Origin of the sequence: Kocuria sp. BT304 (genome assembly GCF_003290245.1) — a bacterium.
In the GTDB taxonomy this organism is placed as follows: Bacteria; Actinomycetota; Actinomycetes; order Actinomycetales; family Micrococcaceae; genus Kocuria; species Kocuria rhizophila_A.
In genome coordinates this window covers 1,131,518-1,153,037 of sequence record NZ_CP030039.1, presented here as the reverse complement: position 1 = coordinate 1,153,037, position 21,520 = coordinate 1,131,518, and the positions used below count along the sequence as shown (strand labels likewise).

Here is a 21,520-nt window from a genome sequence, read left to right as displayed (position 1 = left end):
GCCCCCTTCGACGCACAGGCACGCGAAGTATCGATCTCGGCGGGCACGTGCGTGACAGAGCGCGCCGTGCAGCGCTCGACCTGCCGGCGGCGTCGCTGAATGCTCAGCGGTGCGCTTTTGCAGCTCATGCGTCCGTCGCGTACGAGCGCTGAAGCGCCCCAGGTTTGATGCCGCATCCTTTTGAGTTCGAGAGGATGCAGACATGCCGAAAGTGATCGATGAGAAGGTCCGTGCCCGGGCGGTGCGGTTGGTGCAGGAGCACCGGGGCGAGTACCCGACCCTGTCGAAGGCGTTGGAAGCCGTGGCCCGGCAGGAGGACGTGGGCACGGAGTCGTTGCGTCGCTGGGTCAACCAGGCTCTTCACAATTCGGGGTGTAGGTGTGGTCTGAATCCGTCGGCTTCGAGGAGTGCGCGGGCGATGTAGTTGGTGAGGTTGCGGAAGCCGAGGGCCAGGCCATGCAGGTGCTCGAGGCGACCGTTCACGGGGCCTACCCCCGGTTCGTGGACACGGGGGTTGTTTACGATGCGAGCGCCAGCGTAGCGGTGTAGGCGCGCTCGTAGGCGTTCGGGGAGAGGTAGCGGCACCAGGAATGGCGGCGCTTGGTGTTGTAGCGGGTCAGCCATCGGAACATCTTGCGGCGGCAGGACAGCTCGTCGGTGAAGCACGCGGCGTCCCGGAGAACCTCGCGCTTCAGCGTCGCGTTGAATGACTCTGCCATCGCGTTGTCGGCGCTGGTGCCGACGGCTCCCATCGACTGGATGACGCCGAGTTGCTGGCAGAGCTCGGCGTAGGCCTTGGAGGTGTAGACCGACCCGTGGTCGCTGTGGAAGATCGCTCCTGCCAGAGATCCACGGGTCGCGGCGGCGGCCTTGAGCGCGTCGGCGACGAGGTCGGTGCGCATGTGATCGGCGATGGCCCATCCCACCAGACGGCGGCTGTAGCAGTCGATCACGGTCGCCAGATATAGGTTCCCGCCGCCACTGGCCTCGGACAGCGGCAGGTAGGTGATGTCGCCGACGTAGCGCTGGTTCGGCGCCTCGGCGGTGAAATCCCGTTTCAGCAGGTCAGGAACGACCTGGCCGGCCGGTTCGGGCACCGTCGTGCGGTGCTTGCGCTTCTTGACGTACCCGCTGAGTCCGGCCTCCCGCATCACGCGGGCGACCCGCTTGTGGTTGACGCGGTCCTCGGGCGCGGCCCCGTCGTTGAGCTCGGCCGTGATCCGCGGGACGCCTTGGGCATCGTCCTCCGCGTGGATGATGCGGAGCCGCTCGAGCAGCTCGCCATCGGAAGCGGCCCGCGCGGACCGAGCTGGGGTGCCTGTCTGCCAGGCGTAGTAGGAGGAGCGCTCGATCTCGACGAGCTCGCACAGTCGCTTCACCCGGTAGGTGGTGGAGTTCTCGGCGACGAACTGGAAGCGACTCACCAGCGCGTCTCCCCGGCGAAATACTTCGCGGCCTTCTGGAGGATCTCCCGCTCTGTGGTGAGCTTCGTCGTCTCGGCTCTCAGCTGGGCGTTCTCCGCCTCCAGCCGTGCCACGCGCTGCTCGAGCGGCTCATCAGGATCCGATGTGGAAGCCGTCGGCGCGGACCGCAACGGGCTGTCTGTCAGCGTGCCGTCAGCCGCCGTTTTCTTCCCGGTCCCGTGAGTCTCCAGCCACTGCCGCAGCGTTCCCCGGACGATCCCGAGGTCCTCCGCGATACCGCGGAGCGTCGCTCCCGGAGTCGACTCATACAGGTCGACCGCCTGCCGGCGGAACTCCTCGGAGTAGTTCTTTCTGGCCATGGTTCATAATCTCGCTTCCCCAGCCAATGCTGGAATCAGCGTGTCCACGAACAAGGGTCAGGCCCCTTCGTCATCGCTGTGGCCCTTAACCTCGTGACCAGCCTCGGGCAATCCGGGTAGGGGTGCGGTCGACACCGCACAGGTCCTAATGGCCCAGGCCCTCTTAGAACCTCCACCCCCACACTGCGGGACTCTCCCTGCGGATCTGCGGAGCCTTGGCTGTCCCAATTCCACACAGCAGTGGGCTCAGTTGCGCGCATCTTCGTGTCATTGTTTTTGTCATAAGTCGAGTCTTGCCACTCGCCGCGACAACTTTGTGGCGGATTCCCCCGTTCTTGTTCATTTCGACCGTTGCTTGCGGTCCGCCGTAAACGTTTGTTTGCGGGAGGGCGCGGAACGAACCGGTGACAGTTTCGGTTTGTCGGGGGCACTTTTCATGCCCTCTTCACCCCGCCCGCGCACACGAACCTCCGCGCTGTGCGGGCGCCGCCCTTCGGGAGCGCAGGACCCCGTCGTCTCAGAGCAGTGTCTCAGCGCCGCCCGCGCCGCTGCTCGCGGATCCTGTAGTTGGGGTTCAGCTCCAGGGGGTCGTACTCGTTGACCACGGAGTCCGCGCCGTACTGCTCCTCCAGCAGCTCGTCCTCCGCCACCGGCTGCGGGGCCGCGGTGCGCCGCAGCACCACTCCGGCAATGGTGAGCACCCCGCCCACGAACAAGGTTCCGAAGCCCACCACCACCATGACCCAGCCGCGCTCGTCCAGGGGCACCGCCCCGCGGTCCGCGGAGGCCTGGCTCAGGGCCACGAGCCCTTCCGGCAGGGAGAAGCAGCACACGAAGAGCAGAATCAGCCCCACCGCAGTGATGACGGACGTCATGCGCTGTCTGCGGCGGGGCTGACTCATGGTGATCACTGGCCTTCCGGTGCCACCTCCGCAGCGGAGGAGCCACCCGTGGGAGCACCGCCGGTGGGGACGCCCCGGGAGGGGGCGGCCGCCGGTGCGGCGCTGCGAGCTGTTTCCAGAAGCGTAGCGTCATCCAGTGCCGGTTCGCCCGTGGCCGCCTGCAGCTTGCGGAACTCCGCCAGCAGGTCCGCCACGGTGGCCTCTGCCTTCTGCCGGGCGTCCAGCTCGAAGAGGATCCGGCCCTCGTGCATCATGATGAGCCGGTTGCCCAGGCGCAGGGCCTGCTCCATGTTGTGCGTGACCATGAGCGTGGTCAGGTGGCGCTCGCTGACGATCCGCTCGGTGATCTCCGTGACGTGCTGGGCCCGCTGGGGGTCCAGCGCGGCCGTGTGCTCGTCGAGCAGCAGGATCTCCGGGGCCGAGAACGTGGCCATCAGCAGGGACAGCGCCTGGCGCTGACCGCCCGAGAGCAGCCCCACCTTGGCGCCCAGCCGGTTCTCCAGACCCAGCTCGAGGGTCTGCAGCTCCCGCTTGAACTCCTCGCGCCTGGCGCGGGTGACACCGCGCGCGAGTCCACGGGACCGGCCACGGCGCTGCGCGATCGCCATGTTCTGCTCGATGGTCAGCGTGGGCGAGGAGCCCTTCATGGGGTCCTGGAACACGCGCGAGATCCACCTGGCCTTGCGGTGCTCGGGCAGCCGGGTGACCACCCGCTCCCCCACCCGGATCTCCCCGCTGTCCGGGATGATCGTCCCGGACACCGTGTTCAGCAGGGTGGACTTGCCCGCCCCGTTGGAGCCGATCACCGTGACGAAGTCCCCCTCGTTCACGGTGAGGCTCACCCCGTTGAGGGCCACGCGCTCGTTGACGGTGCCCGCGAAGAAGGTCTTGCGGACGTCTGTGACACTCAGCATGCGATCACGCACCCTTTCCGGCGGACGTGGTGGCGATGCTCGCGGTCACGGGGTGCTCGGTGGCACTGCCCACGTCCGCCTGCACCTCCTGCGCCGCCTTGAGGGTGCGGCGTCGCTTCCAGCGCTTGAACACGGCCATCTGCGGCAGCACGAGCGCCACCACCACGAGCACGGCGGAGATCAGCTTCATGTCCGAGGGGTTCAGCCCCGCCTGCAGCGCCACCGTGATGACCAGGCGGTACAGCACGGAGCCCAGGATCACCGCGAGGGTGGCCACCACCACCGTGCGGTGGCCGAAGATGCCCTGGCCCAGGATCACGGAGGCGAGGCCCACCACGATCATGCCGATGCCCATGCCGATGTCCGCGAAGCCCTGGTACTGCGCGATCAGCGCACCCGCCAGCCCCACGAGGGCGTTGGACAGGCACAGTCCCAGGATCTTCTGCGCGTCCGTGTTGACGCCGAAGGAGCGGATCATCTCCGGGTTGTCGCCCGTGGCCTGCATGGCCAGACCGGCGTCCGTGTACAGGAACCAGTCCAGCACCACCTTCACCAGCAGCACGCCCAGCAGCAGGAGCAGCACGCCCGCCACGGTGCCCTGCAGCCCGGCCTCGCGCAGCGGCGTGAACACGGTGTCCTCGCGCAGCAGCGCGAGGTTGGCCTTGCCGCCCATCAGCCGCAGGTTGATCGAGTACAGCGCCGTCATGGTCAGGATGCCCGCGAGCAGCCCGTTGATGCGCGCCTTGGTGTGCAGCAGCGCCGTGATCAGCCCGGCGAGACCGCCGACCACGAAGCCCACCACGGTGGCCACCCAGGGGCTGCCGCCGTGCAGGATCACCATGGCCGCGGTGGCGGCCCCGCTCGTGAAGGACTGGTCCACCGTGAGGTCCGGGAAGTCCAGCACGCGGAACGTGAGGTACACCCCCAGGGCCATCACGGCGTAGATCAGCCCGAGTTCGATTCCAGCAATCACCGGTTCTACTCGATGACCTGGTCGGCCTTGTCCCGCAGGCTCTGCGGGATCTCCACGCCCATGGCCTTGGCGGCCTTGGCGTTGAGGATCAGCTTGGTGTCCTTCTGGGACTCCACGGCCATCTCACCGGGCTTGGCGCCGTCCTTGAGGATCTTCACGGCCATGGCACCGGTCTGCTTGCCGAGGTCCTTGTAGTTGAGACCCTGGGTGGCCAGTGCGCCGCGCTCCACGGAGTCGCCCTCGCCCGCGATGAGCGGGATCTTCTTGGACTCGGCGGCGGAGATCACGGCCTCCAGACCCGCCACCACCTTGTTGTCGGTGGGCACGTAGATGGCGTCGGTGTCGAAGGACTCCGCGGCCTGGGCGACCTCCGCCGTGGTGGTCACGGTCTTCTCCACGACCTTCAGACCCTCGGCCTGGGCGGCCTTCTTGGCCTCGTCCACCTGGATCTGGGAGTTGGTCTCGCCGGAGCTGTAGATGATTCCCACGGACTTGGCGCTCGGCTTGAGCTGCTTGACGAGCTTGATCTGGTCCGCCACGGGGTTCATGTCCGTGGTGCCGGTGACGTTGCCGCCCGGGGCGTCCTGGGAGTTCACGAGCCCGGCGTCCACGGGGTCGGTGACCGCGGTGAACAGCACGGGCTTGTCCGTCACGGCCTGGGCCAGCGACTGCGCGGAGGGGGTGGCGATGCCCAGCACGAGGTCGTCCTTGGAGGACGCGAAGTTGGACGCGATGTTGGTGGCGGTGGCCTGGTCCCCGGAGGCGTTCTGCACGTCCAGGGTGAGGTTCTCGCCCTCGGTGTAGCCGCCCTCCTTGAGGCCCTCCACGAAGCCCTCACGGGCGGCGTCGAGAGAGGGGTGCTCCACGAACTGCGAGATGCCCACAGTGACCTTCTTGGCCTCCTTGCCGTCTCCGGACTGCTCGCCGCCGGAGCCGCAGCCGGTGAGCAGCAGGGCGGCCGTCGTGGCCGCCGCGGCGACCGGGAGTAGACGCTTCATGGGGTGGTTCCTTCCATCACGGATCAATGATGAGTGGATATTACCTGCCGATCGGTCGAAAAAGAGACGCAGCTCACATGTAGGGACACGTGCGCGTGTCGCCCGTGCGGCAACCACGGCGCCTGCGTGTGTCGGGGGCGGCCCGTAGACTGCACGATTGTCATGACTGAGCCCCTCGCCACGCCCCGCATCGTGTACCCGGACAACCTCCCCGTCTCCGCGCGCCGGGAGGACATCATGTCCGCCATCCGGGAGAACCAGGTGGTGGTGGTCGCCGGTGAGACCGGCTCCGGCAAGACCACCCAGCTGCCCAAGATGTGCCTCGAGCTGGGCCTGGGCGAGCGCGGTCTGATCGGGCACACCCAGCCGCGCAGGATCGCCGCGCGCTCGGTCGCGGAGCGGATCGCCCACGAGCTCGGCGAGCGCGTGGGTGCCACCGTGGGCTACCAGGTGCGGTTCACGTCCGAGGTGGGCAGGGACTCCAGGATCAAGCTCATGACGGACGGCATCATGCTGGCCGAGATCAGCCACGACCCCACGCTCTCGCGCTACAACGCGATCATCATCGACGAGGCCCACGAGCGCTCGCTCAACATCGACTTCCTGCTGGGCTACCTCCGCCGGCTGCTTCCCCAGCGGCCGGACCTGAAGGTGGTCATCACGTCTGCGACCATCGACCCCCAGCGCTTCGCGGAGCACTTCGCGCAGCCGGACCCCGAGCACCCGGAGGCCGAGCCCGTGCCGGCGCCGGTCATCGAGGTCTCCGGGCGCACCTACCCGGTGGAGATCCGCTACCGCCCGCTCACGCAGGAGCGCAGCGGTGACGGCGGGCCGGACGAGGAGGACACCGGGGACGGCCTCGCGGACGAGGACCGGGACCCGATCGACGCCGTGTGCGACGCCGTGGTGGAGCTCTCCCGGGAACCGCGCGGGGACATCCTCGTGTTCTTCGCGGGTGAGCGCGAGATCCGCGACGCGCAGGACGCGCTGCAGAAGGTCATCGACTCCCACCGCTCCCTGGCCGGGACCCAGATCCTCCCCCTGTTCGGGCGGCTGTCCATGGCGGAGCAGAACCGGGTGTTCTCGCAGTCCTCCCACCGCCGCATCGTGCTGGCCACCAACGTGGCGGAGACGTCCCTGACGGTCCCCGGCATCAAGTACGTGGTGGATCCCGGCACCGCTCGCATCTCGCGGTACTCGGCGCGCACCAAGGTCCAGCGCCTGCCGATCGAGCGGATCTCGCAGGCGTCGGCCAAGCAGCGGTCGGGCCGCTCCGGGCGCACCTCGGACGGTGTGTGCATCCGGCTGTACTCGGAGGAGGACTTCGAGTCCCGCCCCGAGTTCACGGACCCCGAGATCCTGCGCACCAACCTGGCCGCGGTGATCCTGCAGATGATCTCCGTGGGCGTGGTCCGGGAGCCCGGCGACATCCTGGACTTCCCGTTCGTGCAGAAGCCGGACCCGCGCGCCGTCAAGGACGGCGTGGTGCTGCTGCGGGAGCTCGGTGCCCTGCGCGGGCCGGGCGCCTCTGCGGAGCACGACGACGCGGCGTCGCCGCCCGCGCGCCGGTCCCGTGGCGGACGCCGGGGCCGTGGCCGGAAGGGCGGAGCCCGCGGCCCGCTGACCCGCACCGGTGAGATCCTCGCGGCCCTGCCCGTGGACCCGCGTCTGGGCCGGATGATCGTGGAGGCGGACCGCCGCGGCTGCGCGCGCGAGGTGCTCGTGCTCACGGCGGCCCTGACCGTCCAGGACCCGCGGGAGCGTCCACTCGAGAAGCGCCAGGCCGCTGACGAGTTCCACGCCCGGTTCAAGGACAAGACCAGCGACTTCCTCTCCTACGGGCTGCTGTGGCAGTACCTGCAGGAGCAGCAGGCCGAGCTGTCCTCCTCGCAGTTCCGCAAGCTGTGCCGGCGCGAGTACCTGAACTTCCTGCGCATCCGCGAGTGGCAGGACCTCTACGCGCAGCTGCGCCAGATCGCCCGGCAGTCGGGCATCGACGTGGGCGGTTCCCGGGAGATCGACGTGGCCGCGCACCAGGACGACGTCCACAAGTCCCTGCTCTCGGGGCTGCTCAGCAACATCGGCGTGCGGGACGAGCGCAGCCGCGAGTACCGGGGCGCGCGCGGCACGCGGTTCGCGATCTTCCCGGGCTCCGCACTGTTCAAGAAGTCCCCGGACTGGATCGTCTCCGCCGAGCTGGTGGAGACCTCCCGGCTGTGGGCCCGCACCAACGCGGCGATCCAGCCCGAGTGGGCGGAGGAGATCGCGCCGTCGCTGGTGAAGCGCTCCTACTCCGAACCGCACTGGTCCCGCTCGCGCGGCGCCGTGATGGCCTCCGAGAAGGTCACGCTCTACGGGCTGCCGCTGGTCAGCGAGCGCCCCGTGCTGTTCTCCTCGATCGACCCCGAGCTCTCCCGGGAGCTGTTCATCCGCCACGCCCTGGTGGAGGGCGACTGGCAGACGCGCCACACCTTCGTCAAGCGCAACCGCAAGGCGCTCGCGGAGGTCGAGGAGCTCGAGAACCGGATGCGCCGCAAGGACCTGCGCGTGGACGACCAGGTCTTGTTCGACTTCTACGACGCCCGGGTCCCCGCGAACGTGGTCTCGCAGCGCCACTTCGACGCGTGGTGGAAGAAGGCCCGCCACCAGGACGAGCACCTGCTGGACCTCACCCCCGAGGACCTCATCGCGCCCGAGGCCCCGGCCCTGGACACGGACTCGTTCCCGCGCTCGTGGCACGTGCACTCCCCCGAGGGGGACCTCAGCCTGGACCTGGACTACGAGTTCGCCCCGGGCACGGACACCGCGGACGGTGTCACGGTGCGGATCCCCGTGCTGTTCCTGGACCGGCTCGCCCCCGAGCAGTTCGAGTGGCACATTCCCGGCCTGCGGGTGGAGCTGGTCACCGCGCTGATCAAGTCCCTGCCCAAGGCCGTGCGCCGCAACTTCGTGCCGGCCCCGGACACCGCGGCCGCGGCCGTGCGCCGGCTGGACGAGGAGTTCGACCCGCCCTCCGGCTCGCTGCTCGAGTCCCTCGCCACGGTGCTGCGCCGGATGCGCGGGCACCCCGTGCAGGCCTCCGACTTCCACCCCGAGACGCTGCCCCCGCACCTGCGGATGCGCTTCGAGGTCCGGGACGCCCGCAGCGCGGTGCTCGGCCGCGGGGACGACCTCACCGAGCTCAAGCAGCGGTTGCGTCCGCGCGTGCGCGAGGCCCTCGCGCAGTCGCTGGGGCAGGCCGCCGCCCAGCTCTACGACGCCGCGGGCACCTCCGCGAGCGCGGCCTCCGGCGGGGACGACGACGCCGCCGCGCCCGGTTCGCGGCGCGGCCGGCGCTCCGGTCGCGACGACCGCAAGGGCCGGGGAAGTGCGCGCCCGGACGAGCGGGCGGCGTCGAGCGCGTCCCTGGAACGCACCGACCTGGGCGCGTGGCCCGAGCCGGATCCGCCCCGCAGCGTGGAGACCACCGTGGCCGGCCAGACGGTCACCGGCTACCCCACGCTCGTGGCCGCGGCGCCGGAGAAACCGGGGAGCACGGAGCTCCCGCGCGTGGACCTGCGGATCCTGAGCGACCCCGAGGAGCAGCGCGCGGCCCAGCGCGACGGCGTGATCGCGCTGCTGCAGCGCGTGCTGCCCTCCGTGCACCGCTACGTGGTGGACCACCTCAGCCAGCGCGAGCGGCTGATCTTCACCCAGAACCCCCACGGCTCCGTGGAGGCCCTGATCCACGACTGCACCGGTGCGGCGATCGACAGGCTGGTGCCCCACGACCCCCCGTTCACCCGGGCGGAGTTCGACCGGCTGGCCGAGCACGTGCGGGCGGAGCTCATCGACACGGTCTTCGACGTCACGGCGCTCGTGACCACCGCGCTCACGGAGGCGACCACGGTGCGCAAGCGGCTGAAGAAACCCGGATCCCTGGGCGCGGTGCCCGCGTTCACGGACATGGCGGAGCAGGTGGACCGGCTCATCCACCCCGGTTTCGTGGCACGCACCGGGTGGCAGGCTCTTCAGCACCTGCCCCGCTACCTGGCCGGGGTCAACGCCCGGTTGGACAAGCTCTCCGGTCACCTGCAGCGCGACGCGGTGGCCATGCAGACGGTTCACGAACTCGAGGCCGCGTACCGTGCCGCCCTGGACGCCGTGCCGCCCACGGTGCCCACCCCCGCGGCGCTCCGGGAGATCCGCTGGGACCTGGAGGAGCTGCGGGTCTCGTTCTTCGCGCAGGAACTGGGCACCGCGCACACCGTCTCGGAGAAGCGGCTGCGGAAGAAGCTGCGCGAGCTGGGCTGAGACCCGGCGCGGGACCGGGCCCCGCCGCCCCGCGGCTGCGATGCGGAGCCCGCTCGGGACGCGGGGCGGCGTCCCCGCGTCCCGGGTCGGTGGGCGTCAGCCCTGCGACGGCACCGTGTCCTCGTGACCCTGGTCCACGAGTGCCTCGCGGATCCGGCGGGCGGACTCGTCCATGAGCGCGGCGTCCGGGTCCCGGTCCACGTTCGCGAAGTCGAACTCCTCGATCGAGTTGGTGGGCCACACGTGCAGGTGGGTGTGGGGCACCTCGAAGCCCTGGATCATGAGGCCCACGCGCTTCGGGGAGAAGGCGGCGTCCACGGCCCGGCCGATGGCCCGGGACACCGTCATGAGATGGGTGGCCAACTCCTCGGGGAGGTCGATCCACGCGTCCACCTCCCGGCGCGGGACCACGAGCACGTGGCCCTGGGCGAGCGGCTGGATGGACAGGAACGCGACGCACTGTTCGTCGGCCCAGACGAAGCGGCCGGGCAGCTCGCCCTCGATGATCTTGGTGAACACTGAGCTCACGGTGGAGTCCTCTCCTCGGTGGGTGGCCGACGGTCCGCCGGCCGGGTCAGCTGGTGGTGATCTCCACGCTCTCGCGCGGGGACAGGTGGCGGTAGCTGGTTCCGTAGAGTCCAGCGAAGTGGGCGACCTGCGCCTCGACCACGCCGAAGCCGTTCTCCGAGAGCAGGGCGTCGTGGATCTGGAACGCGGTGGTGGCCCGGGTGGCGATCACGAAGTCGATGACCTCGGACATCTTGGACCACGGCGCGTGCAGGGGCACCAGGACGGTGGGAACCGTGACCCCGCGCGGAACCGTGAACGAGTCACCGGGGTGGAACACGGCGTCGTCAACCACGTAGCCCACGTTGGCCACGGTGGGGATCAGGGGGTGGATCAGCGCGTGCTGACCGCCGTGGGTGGTCACCGAGAACGGGCCGGCCTCGAACGCGGTGTCCGCGGTGACGGCGTGCAGGCGCGAGGTGTCCCTGACGTGCCGGGAGAGCTCCTCGACCACGGCGGCCGGGGCGTGGAGCGAGAGACCGGGTGTCGACTCCAGCACGGCGGCGACACGGGGCACGTCGCAGTGGTCCGGGTGCACGTGCGTGACGAGCACGGTGTCCGCTCCGTCGAGTGCCTCCTCGACCTCCGAGAACGTTCCGGGGTCGATCACCAGCACCGCGCCGTCCTTCTCGAGCCGCACGCACGAGTGGGAGAACTTGGTCAGCAGCATGGTGCCACCCTAGCGGCCCGCCGGGGCTCCGTGGAGGTCTCCGCGACCCACGGGCGGCCCCGGCGCACCCGACCCGTGCAGGTGATCCCCCGGGCCGGACCCCGTGGTCGGGCACCGAGGACCACCCGCACGGGGACCGTCTCGCCGCGCATGTCCGTGCCGCGCGTTAAGATGACCCGGACGACCGCTCGCGGAAAGGACGCCAGGGTTGAGCACCAAGACCACCGAACCCGCGGAGGTTCGCAACACGAAGCAGCGCCGTGCGGTGACCGGTGCACTGCAGCGCCTGGAGGACTTCATCTCCACCCAGGACCTGCACCGGCTGCTGAAGGACCAGGGCGAGTCCGTGTCCCTGGCCACCACGTACCGGATCCTGCAGTCCATGGCCGAGCTGGGGCAGGTGGACGTGCTGCGCTCCGCGGACGGGGAGGCCATCTACCGCCGGTGCGAGGCGCAGCACCACCACCACCACCTCGTGTGCCGCTCGTGCGGTGCCGCCGTGGAGATCGAGGCCCCTGACGTGGAGACGTGGGCCGAGGCCACCGCCCGGCGCTACGGCTACGCGGACGTGGACCACACCGTGGAGATCTCGGGGATCTGCGAGCAGTGCCGCGCCGCCGAGCGCACGGCCGGGTCCGCGGACCCCGCCCGGTGAGCGGGCCCCGGGAGATCCTGCTGGTCCACAACGGGTCCTCGCGGGCCGCCCGTGACGCCTGCGAGCGCACGTCCGGCATCCTGCGCGCCGGGGGCTACCGGCCGCGCGCCCTGGCGGCAGCCACCGCCCAGGAGCTCTCCCACGACCTCACGGCCGCCCTGCGCGCCGGGTCCCAGACGGTGGCCGCCGTGGTGGCCGTGGGCGGTGACGGCATGGTCCACCTCGTCCTGCAGAGCCTGCACACCCTCCGGGACCAGGGGATCGCCGTCCCGCTCGGGCTCGTCCCCGCGGGCTCCGGCAACGATCTCGCGCGCTTCCACGGGGTGGCGTCCCGGGACGTCGAGCGCGCCGCCGGCCGGGTGCTGCGCGGGCTGGAGTCACCGCCGCGCGCCATGGACCTCGTGCACGTCACGTGCGCGGACGGCACCCGGCACGTGTGCGCCACCGCGGTGTGCCTCGGGCTCGACGCTCGCGTGAACGCCCGCGCCAACCGCTGGCACCGGATCAGGGCCTCCGCCAAGTACATGGCCGCGCTGGCCGTGGACCTCGTGCGGCTGCGCGCACGGTGCTACGACCTCTCGTGGATGTCCCCGGACGGGCGGCCGCACACCGCGCGGCGGAACCTCACACTGCTCACGTTCGCCAACACGTCCTCGATCGGGGGCGGGCTGAGGATCGTGCCCCGCGCGGACGCCCGGGACGGCGCGGCGGAGCTGTTCATGGTCTCCGACGTGGGCCCCGTGACGTTCGTGACCTCGCTGCCCCGCCTGCGGCTGGGCACCCACGAGCTGCTGCCCGAGGTGGCGGTGGAACCCGCCGTGGCGGCCTCGGTGGCTGTCGCGGGCACGGGTGGCCGGGAGTCCCGCGGGGACACCGCGTACGGCGACGGCGAACGGCTGGGTCCGCTGCCCGTGTCGCTGCGGGTGCTTCCCGCCTCCCTCGACGTCCTGTTCTGAGCCGTCGCGTCTGCGGTGCCGTGTCGGGGTCGCCGCGGTGGTCGCCCTGCTGGGAGCCCCGCGCTCAGGCGACGGTGCGCTGCGCGCCGGAGCCCTGCGGCGTCGTCGTGCGGCGGTAGGAGGACGAGCGCTCCCGCACCGCGCGCACCACCCGGGACAGCAGCCACAGCACGAACGAAATGGTGGTGACGTACGGGCTGATGGGGAGGTTCCCGCCGAGCGCGAGCAGGATGCCGCCCACCATGGCAAGCTCCGCGAAGACCACCGAGAGCACCACGGTGCGCACGGGACTCGCCGTGAGGTTCATGGCCGCCGCGGCCGGCGTGATCAGCAGCGCGAGCACGAGCAGCGAGCCCACGATCTGCACCGACAGCGCCACCGAGATTCCCAGCAGCACCATGAACGCGATGGCCAGCCCCCGCACCGGCAGTCCCTTGGCCTGCGCCACCATCGGGTCCGTGCTCGCGAACGTCAGCGGGCGCCACAGCGCCACGAGTGCCACGACCACCACCGCGGACAGGGCGAGCATCGAGGTCAGCTGCAGGGACGAGACCGAGACGATCTGGCCCGTGAGCAGCGAGAACTTGTTGGAGGAGCGCCCCTCGTAGAGGGACAGGAACAGGATCCCCAGGCCCAGCCCGAACGGCATCAGCACCCCCACGAAGGAGTTGCCCTCGCGCGCCCGCAGCCCCGTGAAGCCCATGATCAGCGCCGCAAGCACCGAGCCCACGAGCGAACCCGTGACCACGTCCCCGCCCACCAGCAGGGCAGCGGCCGCGCCCGCGAAGGAGAGCTCCGCGATCCCGTGCACGGAGAAGGCCAGGTCCCGCATCATCACGAACGTGCCCACGAGCCCGCCCACGAGCCCGAGCACCGCCCCCGCCCAGATCGAGTTGCGCAGCAGGGACAGCAGCTCGCCGTAGTTGTCGAAGACGAACACGGAGCCCAGCAGCGAGCTCCAGTCGATGGCGGCCGTGGTCACGGGAGGATCTCCTCGGGGGCGTCGGTGTGGTGCGTGCTGTCGGGGCTTCCGGTCACCAGGATCCGGCCGTTGCTGCGCAGCACCTCGATCCGTGTGCCGTACAGCTGCGAGAGCACGTCCGAACGGAGCACCTCGTCCGGGGTGCCGATGCGGAAGGAGCCGTTGGCCAGGTACAGGATGCGGTCCACGTGCTCGATGATCGGGTTCACGTCGTGCGTCACGAACACCACGGCGCAGCCGGTGCGCTGGCGCTGCTCGTGCACCAGCTCGCTGACCACGTGCTGGTGGTGCAGGTCCAGGGACAGCAGGGCCTCGTCGCACAGCATCACGGTGGGGTCCGCCGCGAGCGCCTGGGCCACGCGCAGCCGCTGCTGCTCACCGCCGGAGAGCAACCCCACGGGGGCGTTCGCGTACTCGGTGGCGCCCACGCGCTCGAGCAGCTCGTCCACGCGGCGGTGCACCCGGGCCGGGTGCAGCCGGATGCCCCAGCGGTGCCCGTCCACGCCCTGGGCCACGAGGTCCCGGGCCCGCAGGGGCGTGCGCTCGGGGAAGCCGCGCTGCTGGGGCACGTAGCCCACGCGGGAGGACGCGGCGCGGGGGCGGGTGCCGTTGACGCTCACGGTCCCGCCGGTCAGGGGCAGCAGCCCCAGCAGCACCTTGAGGAAACTGGTCTTGCCCGTGCCGTTGGAGCCGAGCACCGCGAGGTACTCCCCCGGTGCCACGCTCAGGTCGAGCCCGGACCACAGGGTGCGGTCCCCGAACGAGAGCCGGGCGTCCTCGAGCGTGATCACCGGCTCGGGGTGCGCGGCGGCGCCCACCGCGCGTCCCTGTCCCGCCGCGGGGTCCGCCGCCGGGGAGCCGGCAGTCGTGCGTGCTGTCACCGGGTCCACGCCCCTACTTCTTCAGGGCCTGGGCCACGTGGTCCACGTTCTCGCCCATCCACTGCTGGTACGTCATGCCGTCCGGGATGGTCTCGGTGAACTCCACCACGGGCTTGCCGGAGTCCTGGGCGGTGGTGCGCAGCCGCTCGGTCTGGCCCGTGGACGTCTGCTTGTTGAACGCCAGCATGGCCACGTGGTCCCCGCGCACCAGCTCGAGCGTCTCGTTGAGCACGGCCGCCGGGGCGTCCGAGCCGGCGTCCACGGCCTCGGTGAACGCGGCCGGGGTGTCGTCGTGCAGACCGGCGTCCTCCAGCAGGTAGCCGGGCACGGGTTCGGTGGCCACGTACCCGCCGCTGCCCCCGATGTCCTTGACGCGCCGCTCCACCCCCGCGAGGTCCGTGCGCAGGGTCGCGGCGTTGTCCGCGTAGTACTGCCGGTTCTGCTGGTCCACCTCCCCCAGCTGCTGCGCGATGCGCTCCACCACGGTGGACATGGACTCCACGTCGTACCACACGTGCTCGTTGAACCCTCCGTGGTGGTGGTGCGCGTCCCCCGCGGCGTGGTCGTGCTCCTCGGTCTGCTTCTTCTGGTCCTCGGACTGCAGCCCGGAGGCCGCCACGGCGTCCACCACGTGCTGGCCCTGCGGCGAGAGGTCGCTCATGAACTCGTCGTAGCCACCGCCGTTGCGGACCACGAGGTCGGCCTTCTCCACGGCCAGCCGGTCCTGGGGGGTGGCCTCGTAGGAGTGCGGGTCCTGGGCCGTGGAGTCGATCACCGGCGTGGCCTCCACCTTGTCCCCGCCCACCTGGGCCGCGAGGTCCGCGTAGACGTTCGTGGAGGTGACCACCCGGATCCTCTGCTCGCCACCCGCAGACTGCCCGGTCTCCGGTGTGCCGCCGGCCGAGCAGCCGGTCAGGGTCAGGGCGCCCAGGGCGGCGAGGGCCGCGGCGGTCCTGGCCACGGGGCGGGTGGTGCGATCGGTCACGGGCATCAGCTCCCAGCTCGGATCCCCGCCGCGCTCCGCTCCCGGGCGCGATGAGAATCAGTGTCATCAAAACTGACGGCGATCATATCACTAACCATTCTCATCTAGACCGGGGATGAGAACGTCGCCAGGTCAGGACCAGGACTCCGAGCGCGGGCGCCCCTCGTCGTAGCCGGACTGGGACTGGATGCCCACCACGGCCCGGGAGGAGAACTGCGGCAGCGAGGCCGCCCCGGCGTACGTCATGGAGCTGCGCACCCCGGAGGTGATGTGGTCCAGAAGGTCCTCCACGCCGGGCCGCTGGGGGTCCAGGTACATGGTGGAGTTGGAGATCCCCTCCTCGAACAGCGCCTTGCGCGCCCGGGAGAACCGGTCCTCGCCGATGGTGCGGTGCCTCACGGCCCGCGCGGACGCCATGCCGAAGGACTCCTTGTAGGCCCGCCCGGCGGCGTCCACGGTGATCTCGCCCGGGCCCTCGTGCGTGCCCGCGAACCACGAGCCCACCATCACCTGGCTCGCCCCGGCGGCGAGGGCCAGGGCGACGTCGCGGGGGTGCTTCACGCCGCCGTCGGCCCACACGTGGGCGCCGAGGTCAGCCGCGGCCTCCGCGCACTCCACCACCGCAGAGAACTGCGGGCGCCCCACCGCGGTCATCATGCGCGTGGTGCACATGGCCCCCGGGCCCACGCCGACCTTGACGATGTCCGCGCCCGCCGAGACGAGGTCCCGGACGCCGTCGCCGGTGACCACGTTGCCCGCGACCACCGGGACCTGCGGGTTCAGCGCCCGGACGGCCGCCACCGCCTCCATGGCCTTGACCTGGTGCCCGTGGGCGGTGTCCACCACGAGGACGTCCACACCAGCCTCGAGCAGCCGGGCGGCCTTTTCCCCCACGTCGCCGTTGATCCCCACGGCCGCGCCCACGCGCAGCCGCCCCCGGGCATCCACGGAGGGGGTGTAGATGGTGGAGCGCACCAGCCCCTGCCGGGTCACGAGACCGGCCACGATGCGGCCCCGCAGCACGGGTGCCGCGCTCACGCGGGCCTGCGCCATGGTCTCGTACACGCTGCGCAGGGCGGCCGTGTCCCCGTCCGCCGGGACGTCCTCCTCCTGGAACTGCGGCCCGTCCCCGCGCGCCAGGTCCCCCAGCTGCGTGAAGCGGTCGACGTCGTGGCAGTCCGCCTCCAGCACGAGCCCCTCGTAGCCACCGTGCTCGTCCACGACGACCACCAGCCCGTGCGGGCGCTTGTGCATGATCCCGAGGGCGTCGTGCACCGTGCTGGTGCGCCCGAGCACCACAGGGGTCTCCCAGCGCGGCGAGCGCTGCTTGACCCACGCGGTGACCTCCGCGATCACGTCCAGGGGGATGTCCTGCGGCAGGATGCCCAGCCCGCCGCGGCGTGCCATGGTCTCGGTCATCCGCCGCCCGGTCACCGCGGTCATGTTCGCGGCCACGACCGGGATGGTGGAGCCGGTGCCGTCAGCGGGCGAGAGGTCCACGTCGAAGCGGGACGTGACCCTGGACATCGAGGGCACCAGGAAGACGTCGTTGTAGGTGAGGTCCGTGGTGGGAGTTGTGAGGAAGCGCACGGAAGCAGAGTCTACGGACCCGTGGGTCGCCCGGGCGGGAGCGCACCGGACGTGACGCGCGTCCGGGACCTCCGGCGGGGCCGCCCTGCCGCCCCCGTCACGCGGGCACCGTGGACGGCGTGCCGCGGCCACCACCGGGTGCGGCCACGGGAGTCACGAGGTCCGGGCGGCGGGTCCTCGGGCACGTCCCGTGGTCGTGGCGGGCCCCGCGCGTGCGGCGCGCGGGCGCCGTCGTGAGCCGTGCTAGGGCCCCGCGCGAAAGGCGACGCCGCCCGCGCACCGGATCGTGCGACGTCGCCCCCGCCGCCCCGCGCCCCACGGCCGCCGAAGCGCGCCGCCGCGCACCGCAACAGGTGGCACGCGTCCGGCCGCCTCACTAGACTTGATACCGGATATGGCTTTGCATGCGCGAAGCCCGTCGGGCTTGCCCACGCGCAGTACACTCCGTGGGAGCCACACAGGGGCCGCGAGGACCAGCTCGCCACCCGGGACACCCAGCACAGATGGAAGAGGCGTATCACTCGTGCCAGACCAGCCGCATCACCTGATCCCCGAAGAGTTTGCCGGCAACGAGTGGCTCGTGGACGAGCTGTTCGAGAAGTACCAGGCGGACAAGAACTCCGTGGACAAGAAGTGGTGGCCCATCTTCGAGCAGATGGCGGCCGAGGACGGCACCCCGGCACCCGAGACGGCCCGCGAGCGCCCGGCCGCGAGCACCACGCCCGCGCCCGCCGCACGCAAATCGTCGGCCCCCGCGGCCGCCAAGACCCCCCAGAAGGCCGATCGCGCGCAGTCCCCTGCTCCCGCAGCGACCGGCGCCAAGGCGAAAGGACGGCCCGAGGGCGTGGACACCGAAGCTGACAGCCCCGAGGGATCCGCCACCAAGCGTCCCATCCGCGCCCAGCCGGAGGACCGCAAGGAGGACACCCCGGCCAAGGCCCCCGAGAAGCCCGCCGAGGACAAGGTGGTCAAGCTGCGCGGACCCGCCAAGGCCGTGGCCGCCAACATGGACGCCTCCCTGAGCGTGCCCACCGCCACCACCGTGCGCGCCGTGCCCGCCAAGCTGCTGATCGACAACCGCATGGTGATCAACTCGCACCTGGCCCGCAACCGCGGCGGCAAGGTCTCCTTCACCCACCTGGTGGGCTACGCCGTGATCCGTGCGCTGTCCAGCTTCCCGTCCATGAACGTGGTCTACGACGAGTCCGACGGCAAGCCCGCCGCGATCCACCCGGCGCACGTGAACTTCGGGATCGCCATCGACATCCCCAACAAGGACGGCTCCCGCAACCTGGTGGTGCCCAACATCAAGGGCGCCGAGACCATGTCCTTCCAGGAGTTCTGGACCTCCTACGAGGACATCGTCAAGCGCGGTCGCAACGGCGCGCTGACCATGGAGGACTACTCCGGCACCACCGTCTCGCTGACCAACCCGGGCGGGATCGGCACCGTGCACTCCGTGCCGCGGCTGTCCAAGGGCCAGGCCTGCATCATCGGCGTGGGCGCGCTGGACTACCCCGCCGAGTACAAGGGCGCCTCCCCCCGCACGATTGCCCGCAACGCCGTCTCCAAGGTCATCACCCTGACCTCCACCTACGACCACCGCGTGATCCAGGGCGCCGGCTCCGGCGAGTTCCTCAAGCTCGTGGAGCACTACCTGCTGGGCGGGGACGACTTCTACGACCACATCTTCGAGGCCCTGCGGATCCCCTACGAGCCCGTGCGCTGGGCCGTGGACAACCAGGTCAACCCCGAGATCCAGATCAACAAAGTCGCCCGGATCCAGCAGCTGATCCACTCCTACCGCGTGCGCGGGCACCTCATGGCGGACACCAACCCGCTCGAGTACGTGATGCGCAAGCACCCGGACCTCGACATCCGCACCTACGGGCTGACCCTGTGGGACCTCGAGCGCGAGTGGCCCACCGGTGGCTTCGGCGGGCAGAACCTGCTCACCCTGCGCGTGATCCTGGGCCGGCTGCGGGACGCCTACTGCCGCACCGTGGGCGTGGAGTACATGCACATCCAGGAGCCCGAGCAGCGCGAGTGGTTCCAGTCCAAGCTCGAGCGCGACTACCAGAAGCCCTCTCGCGAGGAGCAGTTCCACATCCTGGAGCGGCTCAACGCCGCGGAGGCCTTCGAGACCTTCCTGCAGACCAAGTACGTGGGCCAGAAGCGCTTCTCCCTGGAGGGCGGCGAGTCCCTGATCCCGCTGCTCGACGCCATCATGTCCGAGGCAGCGGACGCCTCCCTCGCGGGCGTGGGCATCGCCATGGCCCACCGCGGGCGCCTGAACGTGCTCACCAACATCGCGGGCAAGTCCTACGCCCAGGTGTTCCGCGAGTTCGAGGGCAGCCAGGACCCCCGTGCCGCCGAGGGCTCGGGCGACGTGAAGTACCACCTGGGCACGGAGGGCGTGTTCACGTCCGACAACGGCAACGAGACCCAGGTGTACCTGGCCGCGAACCCCTCACACCTGGAGGCCGCGGACCCCGTGATCGAGGGCATCGCGCGCGCCAAGACGGACGTGCTGGGTGCCGGGCCAGAGGGCGACGGCGAGTTCCCCGTGCTGCCGATCCAGGTCCACGGGGACGCCGCCATGGCCGGGCAGGGCATCGTCTACGAGGTCATGCAGATGTCCGGGCTCGAGGGCTACACCGTGGGCGGCACCATCCACGTGGTGGTCAACAACCAGGTGGGCTTCACCACGGCACCGTCCGCGGGACGCACCTCCACCTACTCCACGGACGTGGCCCGCACCGTGCAGGCCCCCATCTTCCACGTCAACGCGGACGACCCCGAGGCCGTGACCCGTGTGGCGCAGCTGGCCTTCGAGTACCGCCAGCGCTTCCACCACGACGTCGTGATCGACCTCGTGTGCTACCGCCGCCGCGGCCACAACGAGGGCGACGACCCCTCGATGACCCAACCGCTGATGTACTCCCTGATCGACGGCAAGCGCTCGACCCGCAAGGTCTACACCGAGAACCTCGTGGGCCGCGGGGACATCACCCAGGAGGAGGCGGACCGCGCGCTGAAGGACTACCAGGAGCGCCTGGAGCGGGTCTTCGCCGAGACCCATGAGGCCCAGACCTCCACGGTCCCGCTCGTCACCGGGGACGCCGCCGCGATCGCCAACATCGAGCGCCCCTCCGCCCAGCAGGCGGACTCGGGGGTCTCGGTGCCCAAGTCCACGGCCATCTCCCCGGAGACCGCCCAGCGCATCGGCGACGCCTACGTGCAGATGCCCGAGGGCTTCACCATGCACCGCAAGCTCAAGAAGCTCGCGGAGAAGCGCCGGGACATGACCCGCGAGGGCGGCATCGACTGGGGCATGGGCGAGCTGATGGCCTTCGGCTCCGTGCTCATGGACGGCGTGCCCGTGCGGATGTCCGGGCAGGACGTGCGCCGCGGCACCTTCACCCAGCGCCAGGCCGTGTTCTTCGACGCCGAGAACGGTGCGGAGTGGACGCCACTGAACAACCTCTCCGCGGACCAGGCGCACTTCTCGATCTACAACTCCCTGCTCTCCGAGTACGGGGTGCTGGGCTTCGAGTACGGCTACTCCGTGGAGCGGCCCGAGGCGCTGACCGTGTGGGAGGCGCAGTTCGGTGACTTCACCAACGGCGCACAGACCATCGTGGACGAGTTCATCTCCTCCGCGGAGCAGAAGTGGGGCCAGCGCTCCAACCTGGTGCTGCTGCTGCCCCACGGCTTCGAGGGCCAGGGCCCGGACCACTCCTCTGCGCGCATCGAGCGCTTCCTGACGCTGTGCGCCGAGAAGAACATGATCGTGGCCCAGCCCTCCACCCCGGCCAACCACTTCCACCTGCTGCGCCGCCAGGCCTACTCCCGGCCGCGCCGCCCGCTGATCGTGGCCACGCCCAAGCAGCTGCTGCGCCTGAAGGCCGCGGCGTCCCCGGTGGAGGAGTTCACGCAGGGCGGCTTCCAGACGGTCATCCCCGACACCGCCGGGCTCGACGACGCCAAGGTCACCGACGTCATCCTGGTCTCCGGTCGGTTGTACTACGACCTCGTGACCCAGCGGAAGAACTCGGACGACCACTCCACCGCGATCGTGCGCGTGGAGCAGCTCTACCCGCTGCCCGTGGACGAGATCAAGGAACAGCTGGCGCGCTACCCGGAGGCCCGGATCCTGTGGGCTCAGGACGAACCCGCCAACCAGGGTGCGTGGCCGTTCATGGCCGTGAACCTCGTGCCGCAGCTGGACCGCCCGGTCACGCTCGCGTCCCGCCCCGCCTCGGCCTCCCCCGCCAACGGCTCGGCCAAGCGCCACGCGGCGGAGCTGGAGACCCTGGTGCAGCAGGCGTTCGACCGCGGCGAGTGAGTGCCGCCCGGCGCACGGGACCG

At 70.7% G+C, this 21,520-nt stretch carries 15 protein-coding genes and 1 pseudogene; 4 read left to right on the top strand and 12 right to left on the bottom strand.

Translation table 11 applies throughout. The features are described from left to right. Positions 1-360 precede the first annotated feature (360 nt). The 6 genes and pseudogenes from DNL27_RS12545 to DNL27_RS05220 all read right to left on the bottom strand — a co-directional run. A pseudogene (locus DNL27_RS12545) lies at positions 361-483 on the bottom strand (hypothetical protein); the annotation flags it as partial. A 35-nt stretch (positions 484-518) separates the two neighbouring features. Beyond that, positions 519-1,783, bottom strand: a protein-coding gene (locus tag DNL27_RS05240) for an IS3 family transposase (RefSeq protein WP_370447109.1) whose coding sequence is annotated in 2 segments (ribosomal slippage) — positions 519-1,441 and positions 1,441-1,783 — 1,266 coding nt in all. Because the reading frame shifts where the segments join, the coding sequence is not laid out codon by codon here. 530 nt (positions 1,784-2,313) lie between these two features. Then, positions 2,314-2,685, bottom strand: a complete 372-nt coding sequence (locus DNL27_RS05235) for a hypothetical protein (protein ID WP_226905902.1) — start codon at positions 2,683-2,685, stop codon at positions 2,314-2,316. 5 nt (positions 2,686-2,690) lie between these two features. Next, complete coding sequence (locus tag DNL27_RS05230; RefSeq protein ID WP_112234906.1) at positions 2,691-3,599, bottom strand: ABC transporter ATP-binding protein; 909 nt, start codon at positions 3,597-3,599, stop codon at positions 2,691-2,693. Between the two features lie 4 nt (positions 3,600-3,603). Beyond that, positions 3,604-4,572 (bottom strand): ABC transporter permease, encoded by a 969-nt coding sequence (locus DNL27_RS05225; RefSeq protein WP_012398025.1) that lies wholly within the window; start codon positions 4,570-4,572, stop codon positions 3,604-3,606. A gap of 5 nt (positions 4,573-4,577) precedes the next feature. Then, positions 4,578-5,570, bottom strand: coding sequence for an ABC transporter substrate-binding protein (locus DNL27_RS05220; protein WP_012398024.1), 993 nt, complete (start codon positions 5,568-5,570; stop codon positions 4,578-4,580). 162 nt (positions 5,571-5,732) lie between these two features. On the opposite strand from DNL27_RS05220, the gene hrpA reads away from it, so the two are divergent. After that, a complete protein-coding gene (gene hrpA, locus DNL27_RS05215; RefSeq protein WP_239494463.1) occupies positions 5,733-9,863 on the top strand; it encodes an ATP-dependent RNA helicase HrpA in 4,131 nt (1,376 codons plus the stop codon). 96 nt (positions 9,864-9,959) lie between these two features. Here the strand turns inward: hrpA and DNL27_RS05210 are convergent, their stop codons facing one another. Both DNL27_RS05210 and DNL27_RS05205 read right to left on the bottom strand, forming a co-directional pair. After that, positions 9,960-10,391 (bottom strand): HIT family protein, encoded by a 432-nt coding sequence (locus DNL27_RS05210; RefSeq protein ID WP_112234904.1) that lies wholly within the window; start codon positions 10,389-10,391, stop codon positions 9,960-9,962. A 46-nt stretch (positions 10,392-10,437) separates the two neighbouring features. Next, the gene (locus tag DNL27_RS05205) at positions 10,438-11,100 is read right to left on the bottom strand and encodes an MBL fold metallo-hydrolase (protein ID WP_112234903.1); all 663 of its coding nucleotides are present in this window, start codon (positions 11,098-11,100) and stop codon (positions 10,438-10,440) included. A 208-nt stretch (positions 11,101-11,308) separates the two neighbouring features. Here DNL27_RS05205 and DNL27_RS05200 point away from each other — a divergent pair, with 208 nt between their 5' ends. Both DNL27_RS05200 and DNL27_RS05195 read left to right on the top strand, forming a co-directional pair. Continuing rightward, positions 11,309-11,755 (top strand): Fur family transcriptional regulator, encoded by a 447-nt coding sequence (locus tag DNL27_RS05200; protein ID WP_112234902.1) that lies wholly within the window; start codon positions 11,309-11,311, stop codon positions 11,753-11,755. Beyond that, positions 11,752-12,711, top strand: coding sequence for a diacylglycerol kinase family protein (locus DNL27_RS05195; protein WP_112235763.1), 960 nt, complete (start codon positions 11,752-11,754; stop codon positions 12,709-12,711). The genes DNL27_RS05200 and DNL27_RS05195 overlap by 4 nt, the downstream gene beginning before the upstream one ends. 64 nt (positions 12,712-12,775) lie before the next feature. Here the strand turns inward: DNL27_RS05195 and DNL27_RS05190 are convergent, their stop codons facing one another. The 4 genes from DNL27_RS05190 to DNL27_RS05175 all read right to left on the bottom strand — a co-directional run bounded on the left by DNL27_RS05190 (position 12,776) and on the right by DNL27_RS05175 (position 17,149). Next, positions 12,776-13,693 carry a metal ABC transporter permease gene (locus tag DNL27_RS05190; protein ID WP_012398018.1) on the bottom strand — a complete coding sequence of 306 codons (918 nt, stop codon included), beginning with the start codon at positions 13,691-13,693 and terminating at the stop codon, positions 12,776-12,778. Beyond that, positions 13,690-14,574 (bottom strand): metal ABC transporter ATP-binding protein, encoded by an 885-nt coding sequence (locus tag DNL27_RS05185; RefSeq protein WP_012398017.1) that lies wholly within the window; start codon positions 14,572-14,574, stop codon positions 13,690-13,692. The genes DNL27_RS05190 and DNL27_RS05185 overlap by 4 nt, the downstream gene beginning before the upstream one ends. A gap of 13 nt (positions 14,575-14,587) precedes the next feature. Beyond that, on the bottom strand, positions 14,588-15,565 hold the full coding sequence (locus DNL27_RS05180) for a metal ABC transporter solute-binding protein, Zn/Mn family (RefSeq protein ID WP_112234901.1): 978 nt from the start codon (positions 15,563-15,565) through the stop codon (positions 14,588-14,590). A gap of 126 nt (positions 15,566-15,691) precedes the next feature. After that, positions 15,692-17,149 (bottom strand): GuaB1 family IMP dehydrogenase-related protein, encoded by a 1,458-nt coding sequence (locus DNL27_RS05175; RefSeq protein WP_112234900.1) that lies wholly within the window; start codon positions 17,147-17,149, stop codon positions 15,692-15,694. A 523-nt stretch (positions 17,150-17,672) separates the two neighbouring features. On the opposite strand from DNL27_RS05175, the gene DNL27_RS05170 reads away from it, so the two are divergent. Next, positions 17,673-21,497 carry a multifunctional oxoglutarate decarboxylase/oxoglutarate dehydrogenase thiamine pyrophosphate-binding subunit/dihydrolipoyllysine-residue succinyltransferase subunit gene (locus tag DNL27_RS05170; RefSeq protein ID WP_012398013.1) on the top strand — a complete coding sequence of 1,275 codons (3,825 nt, stop codon included), beginning with the start codon at positions 17,673-17,675 and terminating at the stop codon, positions 21,495-21,497. The last annotated feature ends 23 nt before the right edge of the window (positions 21,498-21,520 follow it).

Coding starts and splice junctions, on each gene's coding strand:
- DNL27_RS05235 (WP_226905902.1), bottom strand. CDS start 2,685: ATGAGTCAGCCCCGCCGCAGACAGCGCATGACGTCCGTCATCACTGCG.
- DNL27_RS05230 (WP_112234906.1), bottom strand. CDS start 3,599: ATGCTGAGTGTCACAGACGTCCGCAAGACCTTCTTCGCGGGCACCGTC.
- DNL27_RS05220 (WP_012398024.1), bottom strand. CDS start 5,570: ATGAAGCGTCTACTCCCGGTCGCCGCGGCGGCCACGACGGCCGCCCTG.
- hrpA (WP_239494463.1), top strand. CDS start 5,733: ATGACTGAGCCCCTCGCCACGCCCCGCATCGTGTACCCGGACAACCTC.
- DNL27_RS05205 (WP_112234903.1), bottom strand. CDS start 11,100: ATGCTGCTGACCAAGTTCTCCCACTCGTGCGTGCGGCTCGAGAAGGAC.
- DNL27_RS05180 (WP_112234901.1), bottom strand. CDS start 15,565: ATGCCCGTGACCGATCGCACCACCCGCCCCGTGGCCAGGACCGCCGCG.